This is a genomic window from Chitinophaga sp. SVR4-12A (assembly GCF_056754765.1).
The window spans coordinates 3594482-3615151 of the sequence record NZ_JBPGWP010000001.1 but is presented as its reverse complement, the minus strand read 5'-3'; the positions used below and the strand labels follow the sequence as shown (position 1 = coordinate 3615151).

The following is a 20670-nucleotide window of genomic DNA, read 5'->3' as shown; positions in this document are numbered from 1 at the left end:
GAACCATATGGAAACAAATTATTTCCCTGCTCCCACGGAGCAAAAGCTAAAGTCATACTGGAACAGGCCGGGTGGTAAATTCGGTATCATCATCGGCCTTGGCTTATTAGTGCTCATTGGATACTATGTAGTGCCTATTCTCACCCAGGTGGTTTGGAACACGCTCAATTTCGGTATCGCACTGGTGAGCCTGGGCATATTCCTGTATTGCATCACTCACCGCAAACTGCGTTTAAGCCTGTTCTATCTCTATGAATGGCTCATGAAAAAACTGGTGGGTGTGGTAATAGAGCTCGACCCTTTCCTGATCGCAGAAGACTATATCCAGGACATGGAAGAGCAGCGCGAAACGCTGTACAAACAATCTGTTGACGTAGATGCACAGAAAGAAAAGATCGACCTGAAGATCCAGGAGAAAGAAAAGGAAATGAACCAGCTCCTGATCCGTGCCAACGCTGCCAAGAACAATAACATGGCGCCTGAGCTGGGTAATGCTACCCGGCAGGTGGCACGTATTAAAGAATACATCAAACAGCTGGCTCCCATCCGCGATAACCTGGCCAGGATAGGCGATTACCTGACCAAAGTGCACAAGAACAGCGGTTACCTGATAGAAGATGCACGCAATGAACTGGAGCTGAAGAAAGACCTGTATAAGGCTGTTTCTTCCGGTAATAAAGCATTGAACTCTGCTTTGAAGATCTTCAAGGGAGATCCTGAGAAGAAGCTGATGGTAGAGCAATCCATGGAATTCCTGAAAGAAGATATCGCTACCAAACTATCCAGCATGAAGAAAGCGATCAACTACTCTACAGATTTCATGCGCTCCATTGACCTGGATAATGCTACCTATGAATTACAGGGACTGGAAATGCTGGAGTCTTTTGATCCTGACACTACCTACAAACTGGATGTACAGAAATGGGAACCTTCCCGCGAAGTACGTACGCCCGGCACCGTAGCGAAGGACAATTATAATGACCTGCTCAGCTAAGCATTCAATTATTATTAACAACGCACTCACAACTTAAATCATAAACAAAATGGCAATGAAAGTAAAACCCGGTGGTAAAATACTGGCCATCGTGCTGGTACTGGGTGGTATCTATGCAGCAAAAGTATTATGGTGGGACAAACGTCCCCAGGAAGCTAAGGCAGCTGCTGATATCGGGAAGGTATCCCTGCCGGATGCTCCGGAGGCTTCTCTTAGTAAGAATGCGGTAATGATGCCATTACCCGGCACGGAAGCGGCCGTAAACGGCGGAACAAAAGTTACCTGGAAGATCATGGCCTGGAACTCTCAATTCCCGCTGATGTACGCCAACGGCGCCGCCAACACGACCAAAGGCTCTCTTATTGATAAGGCAGGCCTGCAGGTAACGATCGAACGCCAGGACGATTGTAATAAATCCATCGCAGACATCGTAAAATTTGCACAGGAGTATAAAACAAACGCCAACACACCCGGCGTGTTCGCTTCCTTCATGGGAGACGGTATGCCCATGTTCTTTGCTGCACTGAGCAAAGAGCTGGAACCACTTGGCCCGGACTACCAGCCTATTGCTTTCTATGCAATGGGTAAGAGCTACGGTGAAGATAAACTGATGGGCCCTACCGACTGGAAACGGGATCCTAAGAACGCGCTGGGTAAAACGGTTGCCTGCGTATTGCGCGACGGCGACATGAACATCCTGCTGAAATGGGCTGGCGATAACGGCCTGCGCATTAACCCGGATGAAACATCCTACGACCGCAACGCCATCAACCTGATCGCTGCAAACGACTTCCTGGATGCCGGTAATAAATACATTGCCGGTTATACTGAGAACCGCAAGCTGGTAGTAGATGGCAAGAAACTGAGCAAAGATACTACGGTAGGTGTTGACGCTGTGGCCACCTGGACACCCGGCGACGTGAACGTGGCGCAGAAGAAAGGCGGCCTGGTAAGCATCGCGTCTACCCGCGAGTATGCTTCACAAATGCCTAACATCACTATCACCATTAAGAAGTTTGCCTACGATCACAGAACGGATATAGAGAACCTGATCATGGCACTGGCGCAGGCTGGCGACCAGGTACGTTCCTTTACAGAGGCAAAAGCCTTTGCTGCCGCCGTTTCTGCCAAAGTATACAACGAGCAGGATGGCGCCTATTGGCTGAAGTACTACAATGGTACAGAAGAAAAAGATGCACAGGGCATTAATCAGACCCTGGGTGGTTCTATGGCCTTTAACCTGGCTGACGCCGCCAATACATTCGGTCTGGGTAAAGACGGTCTAGACCGTTACAAGGTGGTGTATAACACCTTCGGCGACATTCTCTCCAAAATGTACCCTGAGCTGATACCTGCTTATCCCGTATATAACAAAGTGGTAGACCGTTCCTTCGTTACCTCCGTGGTGTCTAATCACCCTGAGCTGATGGAAGGTACCGCCATCAAGGAAACATATGCACAGGAGATCACGCACGAAGTATCTTCCAAATCATATGAGATCCAGTTTGAGACCGGTAGCTCCGTGATCAAACCTGCTTCTTATACTACACTGGACGAGATTCTGAAAAGCGCTGTGGTGGCTGAAGGTCTGAAGTTGGGCGTATATGGCCACACCGATAATGTTGGTAACGACGAAGCGAACATGAAGCTGTCTAACGAGCGCGCCGCCGCTGTAAAAAGCTACCTGCTTGGCAAAGGTCTTTCCACGGAAAGGCTGGAGTCCAAAGGCTATGGCGCATCCAAACCTGTAGCAGATAATACTACCGCCGAGGGCCGCGCCCGCAACCGCCGTGTACAGATCGTACTGGGCTCTTAATCTCTCCGGATACATACAAGATTATCAGGAAGAGGTAAGCAATTAGCTTACCTCTTCTTTTAACAAACTTATACTTATGAACCTGATCAAATCCTTCTTTGAACCGCTACGTATTATCAGCAGGAGGAACATGATCTTCCTGATGGTTGCAGAGATCGTGCTGGGGCTTATTGCCTGGCAGCTCAGCGGGGGAGGGCTTATTCCAACACCTGTTAAAGTACTGAAAGCACTGGGTGGTATTGTAGCTGCCCCTGATTTTATAGATAACCTCTTTGCCAGCTTAACACTTACTATCAAAGGCATGGCCATTTCCATCCTGGTTGCCCTGGTGATCAGCTATCTCGCCATGATCCCTTTCTTCCATCCCATCGCAAGGTTTGTGGTAAAATGCCGTTACCTCACGCTCACTGGTCTGATCTTCCTGTTTACCCTATGGACACAGAACGGGCATCAGCTGAAGGTAAGCCTGCTTATCTTCGGTATCGTGCCCTTCTTCGTAACCTCCCTGCTGGCGGAATTTGAAAGCATCAACGTACAGGAGTTTGAGCTCTGTACCACCCTGCGCATGAACAGCTGGAAAACCTGGCTGGAAGTAGTGGTAAGGGGCCGCCTGGACCAGGTGTTCGAGGTAATGCGGCAGAACTTTGCCATTGCCTGGCTGATGATCACCAGCGTGGAAGGCCTGAGCATGAGCGAAGGCGGCCTGGGCGTGATGCTTATCAAGGCTAACAAATATGTACAGCTGGAAGCCGTTTTCGGCACCCTCGTCATCATCTTTATACTGGGTGTATTGTTCGACTATATTCTCGGCAAGATGCGCTACTGGTTATTTCCTTACACCCAACTTCAAACCCGCAAGTAATGGCAAATAGCAATTATACCAAGCATGAGGTGTTGTTGAAGGCAACTGATGTAAGCCTGCAATACGGAGACAAACAGATCTTAAGGGATATCAACTTTTCTATACAGGATATTCACCGCCCGGAAGTTTCACAGGGACAGGTGGTATCACTGATAGGCCGCAGCGGCATCGGTAAAACGCAGCTTTTCAGGATCCTGGCAGGTTTGAATAAGCCTACCACCGGTACTGTGCTGATAGATGAAGACCAGCATGCCGTATACCCGGGGGAGATGGGCATCGTTCCGCAGAATTATGTACTGTTCAACCACCGCACCATCTACCAGAACCTGAAAATAGGGCTGGACAACGCAGCGGTGAAACTATCCGATGCAGAAAAGAAAGCCATCATTAACGACTACGCAGACACCTTCAGCCTTACAGAACACCTGAAGAAATACCCGGCCCAGCTTAGTGGCGGTCAGCGCCAAAGGGTGAGTATCATTCAGCAGGTGCTCACAGGCAATAAGTTTATCCTGCTGGACGAGCCTTTCTCCGGCCTGGATATCCTGATGATCGATAGGGTGATCGGCCTGCTGCAGAAAGTGTCTACCCTGGCAGAGCACAATACGCTCATTATCGTGAGCCATGATATAGAAAATGCCGCCGCTATCTCCGATACGGTCTGGATCCTGGCGCAGGAAGATGGCAAGCCCGGGGCTACTATCGTTAAAGAGTACGACCTGTGCCATCTGGGCCTGGCCTGGGCCCCGGATATACGTTCCAACCCGGATTTTATCGGGCTTATAAAAGAAATAAAGGGCCGCTTATAAGGGCCTGAAATAGGCGCAAAATGTAAGGGGTGGAACAGTTTTCCTTTTCTCCCTTACATTTGCACCTATTATGATGAGGAAACTAATAGGCTTTTGTTGTTTACTTCCCCAGTTCCTGCATGCCCAGTACTTGCCCGGAAAAACGTATCCACAGGGATATTTCCGTAATCCGCTGAGTATTCCCATTGTGCTGGCAGGCAATTTCGGGGAGCTGCGCCCTAACCATTTCCACTCGGGACTGGACATTAAGACACAGCAGCGTGAAAACCTGCCCGTACATGCTGCGGCAGATGGATATGTAAGCCGTGTAAGCGTATCGCATACCGGTTTTGGTAATGCGCTCTACATTACACACCCAAACGGCTATACTACCGTATACGCCCACCTGAACCGTTACTTCCCTGAACTGGAACAATACGTAAAGCAGAAAGAATATGAGCAGGAAAGCTGGGCCACCCAGCTCGACATTCCGCCGGATGCATTCCCTGTAAAGAAAGGCCAGTTCGTAGCCTGGAGCGGTAATACCGGCGGATCTGCAGGGCCTCACCTGCACTTCGAGATCAGGAATTCCCAGACAGAAAAGCCGCTCAACCCCTTGCTGTTCGGCTTTGATATACCAGATACCCGCGCACCGGAAGTATACCGCATTGCTATCTATAATACAGAAGAAAGCATCTATAGCCAGCAGCCCATCATGCTGCCGGTTAAAAAGGTGAAAGGAGAATATGTCACTACCCAGCCGGTGGTTAAAGTACGCGCAAACACTGTAGGCATCGGCCTCAATGCGATTGACCGGCAAAGCAATTCCACCAATCCCAACGGCATTTACGAGGTGCTGATGTTTGATAACGACATACCGAATATCGGTTTCCAGCTGGATGATATCGGCTATGAAGAAACGCGCTATCTCAATGCCCACGTGGACTACAAGGTGAAGAAGGGAGGCGGCCCCTGGCTGCAGCTGGTGTTTGCCTTACCGGGCAATGCCCTCAACATCTATCATGACGTGAAAGGCGATGGCCATATAGACCTGACTGATGGCGCGCCGCACCAGGTAAAGCTCCTTGTAAAAGACGCCTATGGTAATAGCAGCACGGTAAAGTTTACCCTGCAGCAATCCGCAGGGCCAGCTGTTGATCCGGCCTGCGCCAATACCATGTATCCCGAGTCGCGCAATATCTTTGAGAACAACCAGGTGGAATTCTTCCTGGACGAAGCAGCTTTGTACGATCGTGTATGCTTTAACTATCGTGAGCTGCCCGATAACTCTGCGAAGGACTATTCCAACATTTACCGCCTGCACACGGCGCTGGTGCCTGTGCACGATGCATTTGACCTGCGCATAAAACCAGACAGGCCCGTGCCTGAGCACCTGCAGCATAAAATGGTAATGGTACGCAACGGCCTGGGAGAAAGCACTTCAGGCACCGTACTGGAAAATGGCTGGTACAAAGGCAGCTTCCGCGATTTTGGTGATTTTCACCTGGAGGTAGATACCATTGCGCCAAAGATCACGCCCCTGGGCGGTGTTCGCAACGGCAGTAACCTGGCTGCCGCCACTAAGCTGTCTTTCAGTATGAGCGACGGCAACGGTATCAGCAGCTATCGTGCAGAGCTGGATGGTAAATGGCTGATGTTCTCCCGCAAGAGCAATGTATTGACCTATACCTTCGATGAACATTGTCCTCCAGGCACGCATACGCTGAACCTGACGGTAACAGATCTGGCCGGTAATGAAAGCACATATACACTTAATTTTAAAAGATAGCTATTAGCAGCTGGCTGTTAGCATTCAGCTAATGGCCAACAGCTAATAGCCAACAACCAGTTAAATGAAGCACCTGAAAGAAGGAGATAAAGCGCCAGCCTTTAAAGGAACAGATCAGAATGGAAATGTGATCTCACTGGCGTCGCTGAAGGGAAAGAAAGTGATTCTCTATTTTTACCCGCACGACAATACGCCTACCTGTACAGATCAGGCCTGTAACCTGCGGGATAATTACCAGGTATTGCTGAAGGCTGGCTTTACCATAATAGGCATCAGCACCGACGGCGAGAAGAGCCATCAGAAATTCGCTAACAAGTATGATCTGCCTTTTTCCTTATTGCCGGACGAAGACCTGAAGATCGTAAATGCCTATGGCGTATGGGGAGAGAAGAAATTCATGGGCCGCATCTTCGACGGTATTCACCGCACTACTTTCCTCATCAATGAAAAAGGCATTATAGAGAAGATCATCGATAAGGTGCATAGCAAGACGCATGCGCAAGAGATCCTGGAAGTATGGGGAAAGTGATACTATTTTAACAAAATGGCTCGGAGCAACGATATTGCAAGGAGAAGACAAGGAGAACACAAGGAGAAGACAAGGAGAAAGCTGCCAAAATACTATTACAAAACAAAAGAGACCGTTCCCCGGCTGGGGAACGGTCTCTTTTGTTTTATTCACCCTTCTGCACTTTAATCCTTTTATGATAATCTCCGCTGGAAATATCCAGTATATAAAGCCCTTTAGGCAGTTTACCTGCATCCAGTGAGTAGGTGGCCTGTTGCCCCTTCACTACCGCACGGATATGCTGCCTGCCGTTCAGGTCATATACTGCCACGGTGTGGAAAGTATATTTAGACGGTAAGGTGTAATACAGCTGCGTGCTGAAAGGATTCGGGTAGGCGATGCCCGCTTCGGTAGCTGTTGCTTTTTCCCCGGGCATTTTAGTCATCATCCTGGCAGCGGAAGATACCGCTGCAAAGCTGAATTTTTCCCATCCGTCAATAGTGGGGCGGTTACAGTTCATCGCTGTTTCGCCGTTCTCAGAAGATACGTACATCCCGTTATTGCCTCTCAGTGAAATAGTACCGTCGGCGTTTTGTATCCAGTCAAACTTTTCATAAGAGCCAATGGCTGTACGGTTACAGTTCATCGCCTTGGCGCCGTTCTCAGAAGATACATACATGTTCATGGCCTGCAGTACTACTTTGCCAGCGCCGCCATCCAGTACGGTGAATTGTTCCCAGCCCTGCGCAGTGGCCCTGTTACAGTTCATGGCCCTGGTGCCGTTCTCAGAGCTTACAAACAGACCGTTGCTGCCTTTCAGCGTGATCACTTTGCCGATAGGTACAGTAGTGGGATTGGAAGTGGAAGAAAATTGGATCCAGTTCACGTTGAAACCGCCTGCAGGTACAAATAAGCGCAGGGTTTGTTCGCCCGCAGCCAGGGTAGCGGTAGCCGTAACGGTAGTCCAGTTCTGCCAGCCGCCGGTAGCAGGTACCGCCGTGGTGGCCAGTATAGCTGTATCTCTCCTGAGCTGGATGCTTCCGCCGCCGTTCTGGCTGGCTACCCGATACTGGATAGTGTATTCGCCCGTTGTCTGGACCTTCACTTTATAGTCCAGCCAGTCGTTGGCGTCAATGTAACCTACGTTTAGTCCGCCGCCTGCATCAGTAGTAACTTCTGTCTGGATATTGCTCATATCCGTGTAGTTCTCTGCCTGAACGGTGCCCGGTATGGGAATGGCAGGAGCAGGGCCCGATGTAACGCCGCCCAGCCACAACAGGCCATCGATGATATACCTGTTCTGGATCTCGCTGGCGAAGGTAGAGGATTTGGGTGTGTTGTTGGAATAGTTCATGTCGTTATGCCCGAAGTTGGCATATAACATTTTGTAGTTATGGTTGGTCCAGATGATAGGATAATAACCGCTGTACCAGGTCTGGTTAGGATCTGTGCCCAGCGGGAAGCTGGCAGGGTCCACAGAGCAGAGGATCCTGATATCCGGGTTGGTGCGCAGGTCGGTGCTCCAGCTGTACCACTCGCTCACAGCAGAGGTGAAGGTAGTGGGCAGACGCTGTGTGCTGGGATGGGTCCTGTCTTCACAGCGCAATATGGCGGAAGTAGGGCCCCAGGTATTGCGCACAAAATTACCTTTTCCCAGGAAGGTGTTGTGATACCAGCTCCACTCCGAGGCATTGGTAGTGAAAGCGGATACATGGAAACCCATCCAGCCGCCACCGTTCTGCATGTACTGCTGGAAGGCGGCGCGTTGGGCAGCGCCCGTGGGCGCATCGTCCAGGAAGATCACCACCTGGTACTGCGAAAGAAAGCTCGCGTTCAGGTTGTTCCAGTTGGTGGTAGACTCATAGGAGAAATTGTACTGGGCCGCGATGGCGGGAAACCATTGGTTGGCTTCCTTTACAAAGCTGATGTGGGCCGCATCCCAGGTGCCATTATAAAAGGCAATGACCTTGAAGCGTGGCGCCTGCGCCTGTACGGGAGAAGAAATAACTGCGGACAGCAGCAGGGCAAGCAATGCATACGTTTGCATCAACCTGCGGAAAAGCATGTTGTTGAACATGATAGACGTGGTTTAAATGGTTATAGGATATAGGAAATCTTATTCGAGGGATAATGATATGACGGTCACACTACTAAAATGACCAGGGGCTGAATAGCAGTAGTCTTATCTACTTTCTATTCAGCCCCTGACTATATTTTTGCTAACAGCCAGCAGCTAGTTGCTGATAGCTGTCATGTGCCTATCTCTTTTGTCTTTGTTTCTTGAACAGCTGACCTGTTTTGAATTTGTTACCTTCAGGGCTGCCTACACGGTCCATTGCGCAACGGAAACCAACCGTGTTAGTGGCCATATCTTCCTGCATGTAACGACGGGTACCAGGTGACAGCCAGTAAGCGCGGTCATTCCAGCTACCACCCTTCACTACGCGGGATTTGTCGTTCACCAGTGAAGTAACGCCGTAGCCGTATTCCACCTGAGACAGGGAGTCACCATCCAGGTAGTTGATCACATCACCTTTCTGGTAGTTCAGGCGGTTAGCGCTTTCTTCGTCAGTAACATCACGCATTTTCAGCGCACCCAGGCTATCTTTTTCCGGCTCGTTATCAGCGTTCATATAGGTAGTCTGGAATTTGTTACCACGGAAGTAGTTGAAGTCATCACCATCGATCGGGTTCAGCGGCCTGTAAACGTCCAGTACCCATTCGCTTACGTTACCAGACATGTTATAGATACCGAAGTTGTTCGGGAAGAAGGTGCGGGTAGGACCAGGGATGGATGCACGGTCGTTCAGACCACCAGCCATACCCATGTTATCACCTGAACCGCGTTTGAAGTTCGCCAGGAACTGACCCTGCCAGTTGCCGCGGCGGATGTCTCTCAGACCGCTAGTGTTGGTACCCCAGGAATATACCTGTTTGTTCATGATCAACTCCTCACCGCGTTTACCTTCTTTCTTGGAAGGAGCGGGGTTCTGACCCAGGTAACCCAGCGCTGCATATTCCCATTCTGCTTCTGTGGGCAGGCGGTAGTTCGGCAGCATTACACCATCTTCAAATTGTGCGGTACGGGGAGAACCGTCTGCATTTTTGAACTGATCTTTGGTAGCCTTGGTCATTTTACCAGGCGTACCTTCGTACAGTCCGGCTGTGTATGATTTGGTATCGAAGGTATTGTCGTCAGACTGGTTGGTAACGTCTGCTTTGGAGAGCAGGCCTTTATCCATCAGCAACTTTTCGTTCACACGGTTAGAACGCCATTTGGCATAATCTGTAGCCTGTTTCCAGGTCACACCTACGATCGGATAATCGTTATAGGCAGGGTGACGGAAGTAGTATTCCACCAGCGGCTCGTTGTAAGCCAGCTCGCTACGCCATACCAGTGTATCGGGAAGGGCGTTGCGGTATACCTGCGGGAAAGATTCACCGTACATACGTTGTACCCAGAACAGGTACTCGCGGTAGTGTACGTTGGAAACTTCCGATTCATCTATATAGAACGATGAAACCGTGATACGGCGGGGAATGTTGTTCCAGTCCATCATTACATCCTGCTCGGTAGCGCCCATGGCAAAAGTACCACCTTGAACAAACACCAGGCCCGGTCCGGTTTGTTGGTCCCTGTTTTTGGCCACACTGAAACCACCCATCTTCGGGTCATTGTAGTTCCAGCCGGTGGCAGAGGATTTTTCCTTTTTTTTGCCAAAAAGCCCTCCGCCATCCTTATTACAGGCGGTCATGGCCAGCATCACACTGGTGCCTAAGAGCAAAGACAGAGAGGTTAATCTGTGCATGAGATTCAGCTTTAGTATTGGTTTTATAGGTAAACGCAAATTTAGTATAATTTATTTTATAGTGAAAAAAATTAATTTGTAACTTATTTGGCCTTAATTTAGCTTTAGTTATTTGTATTTCAAAGGATTAGTTATTTTCGTCCTTTGAGATCGAAGTTACCGTTCTGTTAAGCCAACAAACGCCTCTATGAGACCATTCCTCCTGTGCTTACTGCTTTTGCATGGCGCATGGCTACCCTCCGCCCTGGGTCAGCGTTCTTATGCCCCTCATTCCCGGTTGGCTACCGGCGCCTGGTACAAGCTGGGGGTAACCCAACCTGGCGTTTACAAGGTTACTGTCGCACAGCTTAACAGCATGGGCATCAATACACAATCGCTCCCTTCCGCTAATATACGCATTGCAGGCAAAGGAGGAGCCATGCTCCCGGAGAACAATAGTGGTATCTATAAAGATGATCTGCCTGAGACAGCCTTGCTGGTGGCCGATGGTGGCGACGGGCTGCTGAACGGGAATGACTATGTGCTTTTTTACGCCCCCGGCCCGCATGCCTGGGAGTACCAAACGGCTTCCCATACTTTTACCCATCACTATAATCTGTACAGCGATACCGCCTGGTATTTCCTGAGTGTGGATGGGCCCGGGCAGCGCCTGTTGCCGGATACGCCGGCTGCCACACCTACAGTAACGGTGATGGCCTTTGATCATATTGCCTTTTATGAAAAGGACAGTATCAACCTGGTGAGCAGCGGCAAACAATGGTGGGGGCCTGTTTTCAGCAATAGCCCCGGCGCTGCGCTGAGCCGTAACTATACTTTTACATTACCGGCCCCGCCCTCAGGCCCGGTACAGCTGAAGGCCAGGGTGGCCGCGCGCAGTACCGGCAGCCGTTTTGATATCGCTGTTAACCAGCAAACAGCAGGCAGCCTTACCCTGTCGGCTGTCAGCGGCAATATTTTTGAGGCTTTTGCCACGGTGGCCAGCGGCGCATTTACCGCCATGGTGAACAGCAATCAATTGGAAGTGGGCGTACAATACAACGGCAATAACAGTGATCAGGGATGGCTGGATTACCTGGAACTGCAGGCCCGCTGTCCCCTCAGCATGCCCGGCCAGGCGGCGCTGCCGTTCAGGGATGCTGCCAGCGTAGCACCGGGCGTAACAGCGCTTTTTATGCTGAACAACACCGGGCCGGATACCCGGGTATGGGATGTAACAGACGCCTGGAAACCCGTGCAGGTAAATGTACAGCGCAACGGCAGCCAGCTGCAGTTTGCCCGGGACGCTTCCATACTGCGCGAGTATGTGGCCTTCAACCCGGATCAGCTGCCGCAGCCGCTATATGCAGGTACGATTCCCAACCAGGACCTGCACGCGATCCCCGCTGCCGACATGCTGATCATTACCATTCCCGCTTTGAAAGCGGCTGCCGACAGGCTGGCCGGCTTCCATACCGCGCAGGACCAGCTGGAGGTGCAGGTAGTGACCATGCCGGAGATCTACAATGAATTTGCCTCCGGTGCTCCTGACCCTACCGCTATCCGCGATTTTGTGAAGATGTGTTATGACAGGGGCGCCTCCGGTGGCAAGCGGCCCAGGTACCTGCTGCTGTTTGGTGATGCCTCCTTTGACTATAAAAAACGCCTGCCTGTTAATACCAACCTGGTGCCCACCTGGGAAAGCGATGCCTCGCTGGATTTCATCAACGCTTATCCTTCTGATGATTTCTTCGGTTTCCTGGACGATGCAGACAATATAACAGACATCAATACACGCAACCTGCTGGACATCGCCATTGGCCGTTTGCCTGTACAAACCCTGGCCCAGGCGCAGCAGGTAGTGGATAAAATAACGGGCTACAATACCCCGGCCGGTTTTGGGCCGTGGCGTAACCATATCACCTTTGTGGCAGACGACGGCGATAATAACCTTCATCTCCAGGATGCGGAAGAAGTAAGCGCCACTGCTGCCGCCAGCGGCCCTGGCATGGTTGCCGACAAGATCTACCTGGACGCCTATCCGAAAATAGCTTCCGCAGGCGGCAGCCGTTACCCGGAAGTGAACAGCGCCATCCAGCGGGATATGAACAGTGGCAACCTGGTATGGAACTATACAGGGCATGGCAGCTATTCGCGCCTGGCAGAAGAAGTGGTGGTAGATGGCAGCTCCATTAAAGGCTGGACCAATGTTCATAAGCTGCCGCTGATGATCACCGCCACCTGCGACTTTGCCCCTTTTGATAATCCTGGCTATAACTCTCTCGGGGAGCAGATCCTCTTACAGCAGGAGGGAGGCGCTATCGCCCTCATGACCACCACCCGGGCAGTTTTTGCTTACTCCAACAAGATCATGAACGCCAATTACCTCAGCAAGGTCTTTACGCCACTGCCGGATGGCCGTATGCCTACCCTGGGAGAAGCGGCCATGCTGGGCAAGAATCTTACCTATATCAACTATAACGATGTGGCCAACAACCGTAAGTTCCAGCTGCTGGGTGATCCGGCCCTGACGCTAGCCTTTCCGCGGTACCGGGTGGTCACAGATTCCATTAATGGCAATGATGTAAATACAGTAACAGATACCCTGAAAGCGCTCGGCAAATACGTGATAAAAGGACATATTGCCGATAACCAGGGAAACCCGATAACAAACTTTAACGGCATCCTGGACATTGCGGTGTACGATAAACCAACTACCCTCCGTACCCGGGGCAACGACGCGGGCAGCGAGCCCGCAGATTATACTCTGCAGCAGCAGGTATTGTTCAGGGGCCAGCAGCAGGTACAGCATGGGCAGTTCAGCGTCACCTTTGTAGTGCCGAAGGACATTGACTACCGCCCCGGTGCTGGTAAGATCAGCTATTACGCCGCTAACGACCAGGCAGATGCAGGGGGCTGGTTCAACGGGTACCAGGTAGGCGGTACGGCGGATCACGTACCGGTGGATACTACCGGTCCGGCTATACAGGCCTTCCTGGATACGGAACTGTTCCGCAACGGCGGCATTACCGGGCCTGATCCTGTGTTACTGGTGAAGCTGAGCGACAGCAGTGGTATCAACACTTCAGGCTATGGTATTGGTCATGATATGGTGGCTGTACTGGATACTGCCAGCCAGTATTTTGTGCTCAACGACTTTTATACCGCCACCCTGAATGATTTCAGGAGCGGCAGTATCCGCTTCCCGTTCTATGGTTTGCCTGAGGGACCGCATGAGCTGACGATAAAAGCATGGGATAACTATAATAATTCCTCAACAACCAGCCTCCGTTTTGTGGTGGTCGGTTCATCTACACTTGCCGTGCAGGAGGTGGGGAATTATCCGAACCCGTTTACCGTGGAAACACGGTTTTTCTTTACTCATAATCAGCAAGGGAAGCAACTGGACATTGTTTTACAGGTTTTTACGAGCCAGGGGCAGTTAGTAAAAACTATCAAGGAAACAATAAATGCTTCCGGGAACCGTTATGAAGGCATGCACTGGAATGCTATGGCCGACTCCGGAGCGAAGGTCCCACCAGGAATCTATTTTTACCGGATTACTGTTAGCACTAAAGAGAGCAAGCAAGATTTTGGTGGGAAACTAATCATATTCTAAAAAAACCTATGAAAAAAAACACTAATTTCAACATTCCTTGCCCGGCCCCTTTTGTTGAATATTTTAAATTAGGCATTATTTTTACATCTTATTCCAAATATCATTATTACATGATCCGTAAGGTAACATTGAGCCTCGTGTTCATCTACAGCATTTTCTCCTGTTTAGAGACCTCAGCACAGATTAATCCTGGCCAGACTGATGGGCGCACCAGCAACACTATCAACACTGCTGTTCCTTTCCTCCGGATTTCCCCTGATGCCAGGAGTGGCGCGATGGGTGATGTGGGAGTAGCCCTCTCTCCCGATGCAAATTCCACTTACTGGAACCTTTCCAAGCTACCCTTTGCACCTGGCAAGGCCTCAGTGGCTGTTACCTATACTCCATGGCTGAAAGAGCTGGTGAACGATGTGTTCCTGGCTAACCTCAGCGGCTACTATAAACTGAACGACATAGAGACCCTGGGCGCTTCCTTAAGATATTTCTCCCTGGGTACCATCAACTTTACGGATATCACCGGCATGCCCACTTACGACTACCGTCCGCGCGAATACGCGTTCGATGCGGGTTATGCGCGTAAGCTGTCTGATAACTGGTCTGTAGGCGTGGCGCTTCGTTATATCTACTCTAACCTGGCCAGCGGCGATATCAACGGCCGTGTGGTACGCCCGGGTAAAGCATTTGCAGGTGATATCAGCGCTTTCCATACTAAGGACTACGAAAAAGATAACGGCGCAGTAAATACCTGGAACTTCGGTGTGGCTATCACCAATATCGGCACCAAGATCTCCTACACACAATCCGCACAGTATAAAGATTTCATTCCTACCAACCTGGGTATTGGTACTGCCTATACCTTCGGGCTGGATGAATTTAACAAAATCACCCTGGCCCTTGACATCAACAAGCTGCTGGTGCCTACACCCGATACGGCTAATGGCAGCAATGCCTGGCGTGATAAAGGCGTGGTGGAATCCATCTTCTCCTCCTTCGGAGATGCGCCCGGCGGTTTCAGCGAAGAGCTGAAGGAGCTGATGTTTTCAGCTGGTGCAGAATACTGGTATAACGATATGTTTGCAGTAAGGGCGGGCTACTACAATGAAAACAAGTACAAAGGCAATCGTAAATATTTCACAGCCGGTATCGGTATTAAATACGATGTATTTGGTTTGAATTTCTCTTACCTGGTACCTTCTGGTACCGGTATCCAGCGTAACCCGCTTTCCAACACGCTGCGCTTTACCCTCAGCTTCAACCTGGGTGGTGAAGGAGATGGAAGCACAGGCACCACTACAAGTAACTGGTAAGTATATAATGGCGAAAATTAGAATAGGACAGGGAGTAGACTTCCATCAACTGACAGAAGGACGTGATTTCTGGTTAGGCGGCGTACTGGTGCCGCATCATAAAGGGGCAATGGGCCACAGCGATGCAGATGTGCTGTTACACGCCATCTGCGACGCCATGTTAGGGGCCCTGAGCCTGGGAGACATCGGGTTTCATTTTCCGGATACGGATAATACCTATAAGAACATAGACAGTAAGATCCTGCTGAAGCGCTGCTTTTCACTGATCGCACAGAAAGGTTACCAGGTGGTGAATGTAGACAGCACCCTGTGCCTGCAGGCTCCCAAAATAAAACCGTATGTACCGCAAATGCAGGAGGTGATCGCACGGATCCTGCACCTTACCCCGGATGATGTCTCCGTTAAGGCCACCACCACCGAGAAAATGGGGTTTGTTGGCCGCGAGGAAGGGGTAATGGCCTATGCCACCGTCCTGCTGGAAGAGATGCCGAGGCGTTAATCATCTCATAAATCATTATAAATCGGTCTGATTGTTTGGCAGAGAGAGTTATCTTTGCCGAATGGCTGAAATAATTGTAAAGATCATAAACAGGTCGGCCAACCCGCTGCCGTCTTATGCAACTGCCGAATCGGCAGGTATGGACCTGCGGGCGCACCTGGAAACCGCTATCACACTGCAGCCCCTGGAAAGAATGTTGGTGCCCACTGGTTTGTTCATGGAATTACCGGCAGGCTACGAAGCACAGGTCAGGCCCCGCAGCGGCCTGGCAATCAAGCAGGGGCTTACCCTGCTCAATACCCCTGGCACGATAGATGCAGATTACCGGGGGGAGCTGAAGGTGATCATGATCAATCTGTCCAATGAACCGCAAACCATTGCGCCTGGCGACCGCATCGCACAGATGGTGGTAGCCCCGGTTACACAGGTGACCCTGGAAGCAGTGGAAATATTAACAACAACAGATCGGGGGCACGGTGGTTTCGGGCACACCGGAAAATCCTGAGGAATGCGTGTATTAAGAACCTTAATAGGGTTGGGATGTGCTCTTGTCTTATGGAGTGCTTGCAGTAGTCAGAAATATCCGGCTGCCCGGAATGCGCGTGCTATAAAAAGCGCGTATGCCATAAAAGATCCTACCCTGCTCCAACAGCGTTCTGACAGCCTCTTCTTCGCCGCACAGCGCTCCAAAATGCTGGGCGACTATAAAACCGCCATCACACAATTTTCAGATTATCTCCGCCTGAACAGGCAGAATCCTACAGTATATTACGAGCTGGCCCGTCTTTTCATGGAAGTGAACAACCCTGCCTATGCACTGGGCTTTGCCCGCAGGGCCGCCAATATGGACACGACCAATCGCTGGTTTCAGCTGGCCCTCGCAGATGCGCTGGGTATCAACAACCAGTTTGACAGCGCGGCGGCCGTATACGCCCGTCTCAGCAGACAGTATCCTGAAAGCGAGGATTATATGTTCAATAAGGCCATGCTCCTCTCCAAAGCCGGTAAGATAGACGAGTCCCTCGCCGTGCTGAACCAGCTGGAAGAGAAAACAGGCGTGGTGGAAGAGCTGATCTACCAGAAGCAACGCCTGCTGCTGAAGCAAAGTAAGGTAGATGAGGCTGCGGCCGAGATCCGTAAGCTGATCGCCCAAAGCCCGCAGGAGCTACGTTATTACCAGCTGCTGGCAGAAGTGTATGATGCCAACGACCGTGTTGAAGAAGCCAGCGCCATCTACAAAAATATCCTGTTGCGCGACAGCACCAATGCCCGCTCTCTCATTGCCCTGGCCAATTACGCCAAACAACGGGGCGACAGCAGCCATTACTGGCAATATCTTACCAAAGCCTTTTCCAACCCGGATTACAGCATAGACGAAAAAGTGGCCTTTGTATATCCCTATCTGCAAATGATGCAGATAGACAGCACCAAGCTGCATGAAGGGTTGCAGCTTACCCGCCTTGTAATACAGGCCCATCCTACGGAGGCGAAAGCCTATGCCCTGCAGGCCGATATGTATTCACAGGCGGATATGCTGGACAGCGCACTGGAAAATTACAACAAGGCCATCCGCCTGGACTCTACCCGCTTTTCCGTTTGGTATCAGCTGATGTGGATCTATTCACGTAAAGAAGCCCCGGCTGAACTACTGAAAGCCAGTAAGCTGGTCACCGCCCGGTTCCCGGAAGAGTTCATGGGCTTTTATTTCCAGGGAGTAGCTTCTTACCTGCTGCAACAATACCCCGACGCTATCGGCTCACTGAACCATGCATTGAGCATGGGATCTGCGGATAAGCGTTTTATGGGAGATGTATACTCCCTGCTGGGCGATTCCTATCATGCGGTAGGCCAGCATCAGCAGTCAGACAGCAGCTATGAGCGCGCTTTACTGGTACGGCCGGATGATGCCGTAGTGTTAAACAACTACAGCTATTATCTTTCCATGCGCGGAGAGCACCTGGAAAAAGCAGAGCAGATGTCGCGCCATTCACTGGAACTGCAGCCTGAAAGCGCTACTTATATGGACACCTACGCGTGGGTCCTCTTCCGTATGGGTAAATATGAGCAGGCCAGACAGTGGATAGAAAAGGCCCTGCAGGATCCCGAGGCACAGAAAGATCCGAATGTATTGGAGCACTATGGAGACATCCTGTTCAATCTGAAAGATGTGGCGAAAGCGCTTGAATACTGGCAGCGCGCCAGGGAGAAGGGAGCTTCTTCTGTTGGGCTGGCCAGAAAAATTGCAGAAAAAAGGTATATTGATTTATAGCATTACGCACGGTGCGTAATTGGATAATTGGGTTATGAAGCAAATAGTTCTACTAGGAGTAGCCAGTCTTATATTAGTATCCTGCAGGCATTCACGCCAGATAGCGCGGCCTGTGTTCACGGTGGGAGATACCTCCCATGTAACAACAGGCACCGACAGCGCAGCTGCCGAAGCGGCCGCCATAAAGGGCACGCTGCTCAGCGGCATCAGGAAAAACAGCATTAACTATACTACTTTCTCTGCCAAGCTCAAGATAGACTTTGAGAACGATAAACAACGGCAGCAGAATATCAGCACGAACATCCGTATGCAGAAGGACAGCGTGATATGGATCTCCGTATCCGCGCCCATCATCGGAGAAGTGGCCCGTGCCATTATCACCCCCGACAGCCTGAAGGCATACGACAAGTTCAACAAGCGGCTCTACCTGCGCGCCCTCCGCGATGCCCGCGACCTGCTGAACATTCCCTTCGACTTCAGTACCCTGCAGGACATGATCATCGGCAACCCCGTATTCCTTACAGATTCCATTTACCAGGTGGTAAAAACGCCCGCTATTATATCATTCAGCTGTGATAGTACGTTATATACCAGTCTGTTCAACGTGTTTGCAGACGATTACCTGTTGCAGCAAAGCAAGGTGATGGATAAAGACCCCGCCAGCAACAGATCCTGCGAGCTCACCTACGGCGAGTACAAGGATATGGACGGCCGCCGGTTTGCCACCACCCGCCGCATCTTTGTAGAAGAGAAGAATATCACCAGGATAGCGATGGATTTTAATCGTGTGGAATTTAACCAGCCGCTTACCTTTCCGTTTACGGTGCCGGTTTCAGGGTATACACAGGAATAATCTTTGCCGTATATTGGATTTTGTAATTTAACTTTAACGTTTATAGGAAAAATTTTTGCAGTCATCTTAAAATGATCATGTTGTATCTGAAGAAGCTTATCCCGTTCATTCTTGTAATATGGTTGGTACCTGCCGTTTCAAAAGCGCAGAACAATAGCCAGCTTTCACGTGAAGAACTGGAACGCAGGAAAAAAGAGCTGCAGAAAGAAATAGATGAGGCCAATGAAGCGCTGAAAGAAACCAAGCGCTCTACCAAAGAAAGCCTGGGCCAGCTCAGGGCCCTGCAGAACAAGATCTTTCTGCGCACCCGCCTGATCAACAATATCAACGAAGAGATCAATTTCATCAACGGGGATATCAATACCGCTTACCGCGATGTAAAAACATTGCAGAAAGACCTTGATACCCTGAAAGCGCAATATGCACAGCTGGTAGTATACGCTTACAAGAACCGCAGCGCCTATGACCTGATGAACTTTATCTTTTCTGCACAGAACTTCAACGACGCGGTCAAGCGCTACCAATACCTGAAACAATACCGCGATTATCGCCGCCGTCAGGCTACCAACATTGTTGAAACACAGGAATTGCTGTCGCAGAAAATATCAAGCCTGCAGGATCAGAAAGAAAAAAGGGCCAGCACCCTGAAGAGCGAGCAGGATGAGCGTAAAACGCTGGAGCTGGACCGTAAGGAAAAAGATGAAGTGCTGGCCAAGCTGAAAGGCCGTGAAAAAGAGCTGCTGGCAGATATCAATAAACGAAAGAAGGATGCGCAGAATGTACAGGCAGCCATCCGCGCAGTAATCCGCCGAGAAATTGAAGAAGAGCGTAAGCGTGCGGAGGCAGAAGAGCTGGCCCGCCGTAAAGCCGCTGAAGAAAAACGCAGGCGCGAGGAAGCCGCCCGCAAGGCCGCAGCCGCTGCTGCCAGGGAGGCCGCCGCCAGGGAAGCTGCCGCGAAAGCCGCCGCTGCCAATAACAATAATAACAATAACGTAGCCGCCACTCCGCCGCCTCCAGTAAAGGAAACACCTGCAGCGCCGGAGCCGGAACCAGAGAAACCAGCACCCGCGCCTTCCCGCAGCGCCAATGTACTGGAAGCTACTCCTGAAGCCCTGGCCCTGTCAGAAAGCTTTGAGAATAACCGTGGCAAACTGCCCTGGCCTGTGAGCAGCGGTAATATCATTGGTCACTTTGGTAAGCAGCATCACGCGGTGGTTGAGCGGATTAACGTAGAGAACGACGGTATCATCATCGCCACTTCAAAAGGCGCTGCTGTAAAATCTATATTTGATGGGGAAGTAAGAAGGGTAATGGTAATACCTGGTAGCGGATACGTAGTAATGATCCGCCATGGCCAGTACTTCACCAACTACGTGCGCCTGCAAACGGTAACCGTGAAAACCGGTTCCCAGGTACGCACCGGCCAGATGATCGGTACGGCCAGTACCAACGATATAGAAAACCAGGGTGAAGTAGAACTACAGATCTATAAAGGCACTGTGAAACAGAATCCAGAGATCTGGATCATGAGACGCTAACGCTTAGCTGTTAGCTATTAGCCGTTCGCATTTAGCTAGCGGC

15 protein-coding genes are annotated in these 20670 nt (G+C 50.6%); 13 read left to right on the top strand and 2 right to left on the bottom strand.

The annotated features are described in order from the left end of the window. The first annotated feature begins 7 nt into the window (after positions 1-7). The 6 genes from ACR9Y8_RS14730 (at position 8) to bcp (ending at position 6778) form a co-directional block, all read left to right on the top strand. A complete protein-coding gene (locus ACR9Y8_RS14730; protein ID WP_481214002.1) occupies positions 8-994 on the top strand; it encodes a hypothetical protein in 987 nt (328 codons plus the stop codon). 55 nt (positions 995-1049) lie between these two features. Continuing rightward, a complete protein-coding gene (locus ACR9Y8_RS14725; protein WP_481214001.1) occupies positions 1050-2810 on the top strand; it encodes an OmpA family protein in 1761 nt (586 codons plus the stop codon). Positions 2811-2886: 76 nt separating this feature from the next. After that, on the top strand, positions 2887-3672 hold the full coding sequence (locus ACR9Y8_RS14720) for an ABC transporter permease (protein ID WP_481214000.1): 786 nt from the start codon (positions 2887-2889) through the stop codon (positions 3670-3672). After that, positions 3672-4481, top strand: coding sequence for an ABC transporter ATP-binding protein (locus ACR9Y8_RS14715; RefSeq protein WP_481213999.1), 810 nt, complete (start codon positions 3672-3674; stop codon positions 4479-4481). Before ACR9Y8_RS14720 ends, ACR9Y8_RS14715 begins: the two co-directional genes overlap by 1 nt. Before the next feature lie 70 nt (positions 4482-4551). Then, on the top strand, positions 4552-6249 hold the full coding sequence (locus ACR9Y8_RS14710) for a peptidoglycan DD-metalloendopeptidase family protein (RefSeq protein WP_481213998.1): 1698 nt from the start codon (positions 4552-4554) through the stop codon (positions 6247-6249). 64 nt (positions 6250-6313) lie between these two features. Then, the gene (bcp, locus tag ACR9Y8_RS14705; RefSeq protein WP_481213997.1) at positions 6314-6778 is read left to right on the top strand and encodes a thioredoxin-dependent thiol peroxidase; all 465 of its coding nucleotides are present in this window, start codon (positions 6314-6316) and stop codon (positions 6776-6778) included. A 145-nt stretch (positions 6779-6923) separates the two neighbouring features. Here the strand turns inward: bcp and ACR9Y8_RS14700 are convergent, their stop codons facing one another. After that, positions 6924-8834 (bottom strand): carbohydrate-binding protein, encoded by a 1911-nt coding sequence (locus ACR9Y8_RS14700; RefSeq protein ID WP_481213996.1) that lies wholly within the window; start codon positions 8832-8834, stop codon positions 6924-6926. Positions 8835-9015: 181 nt separating this feature from the next. After that, positions 9016-10566, bottom strand: a complete 1551-nt coding sequence (locus tag ACR9Y8_RS14695) for an SUMF1/EgtB/PvdO family nonheme iron enzyme (protein ID WP_481213995.1) — start codon at positions 10564-10566, stop codon at positions 9016-9018. Between the two features lie 187 nt (positions 10567-10753). Here ACR9Y8_RS14695 and porU point away from each other — a divergent pair, with 187 nt between their 5' ends. The 7 genes from porU to ACR9Y8_RS14660 all read left to right on the top strand — a co-directional run bounded on the left by porU (position 10754) and on the right by ACR9Y8_RS14660 (position 20627). Then, positions 10754-14161, top strand: a complete 3408-nt coding sequence (porU, locus tag ACR9Y8_RS14690) for a type IX secretion system sortase PorU (RefSeq protein ID WP_481213994.1) — start codon at positions 10754-10756, stop codon at positions 14159-14161. 110 nt (positions 14162-14271) lie between these two features. Further along, a complete protein-coding gene (gene porV / locus ACR9Y8_RS14685; RefSeq protein WP_481213993.1) occupies positions 14272-15468 on the top strand; it encodes a type IX secretion system outer membrane channel protein PorV in 1197 nt (398 codons plus the stop codon). Positions 15469-15475: 7 nt separating this feature from the next. Beyond that, positions 15476-15967, top strand: a complete 492-nt coding sequence (ispF, locus tag ACR9Y8_RS14680; RefSeq protein ID WP_481213992.1) for a 2-C-methyl-D-erythritol 2,4-cyclodiphosphate synthase — start codon at positions 15476-15478, stop codon at positions 15965-15967. Positions 15968-16028: 61 nt separating this feature from the next. Beyond that, positions 16029-16472: a dUTP diphosphatase gene (gene dut, locus ACR9Y8_RS14675; RefSeq protein WP_481213991.1), complete on the top strand. Its 444-nt coding sequence runs from the start codon at positions 16029-16031 to the stop codon at positions 16470-16472. Positions 16473-16475: 3 nt separating this feature from the next. Further along, entirely contained in the window at positions 16476-18236 is a 1761-nt protein-coding gene (locus ACR9Y8_RS14670; protein WP_481213990.1) for a tetratricopeptide repeat protein, read from the top strand. 34 nt (positions 18237-18270) lie between these two features. Next, positions 18271-19089, top strand: coding sequence for a lipoprotein insertase outer membrane protein LolB1 (gene lolB1, locus ACR9Y8_RS14665; protein ID WP_481213989.1), 819 nt, complete (start codon positions 18271-18273; stop codon positions 19087-19089). A gap of 77 nt (positions 19090-19166) precedes the next feature. Continuing rightward, positions 19167-20627 carry a murein hydrolase activator EnvC family protein gene (locus tag ACR9Y8_RS14660; protein WP_481213988.1) on the top strand — a complete coding sequence of 487 codons (1461 nt, stop codon included), beginning with the start codon at positions 19167-19169 and terminating at the stop codon, positions 20625-20627. Positions 20628-20670: the final 43 nt, after the last annotated feature.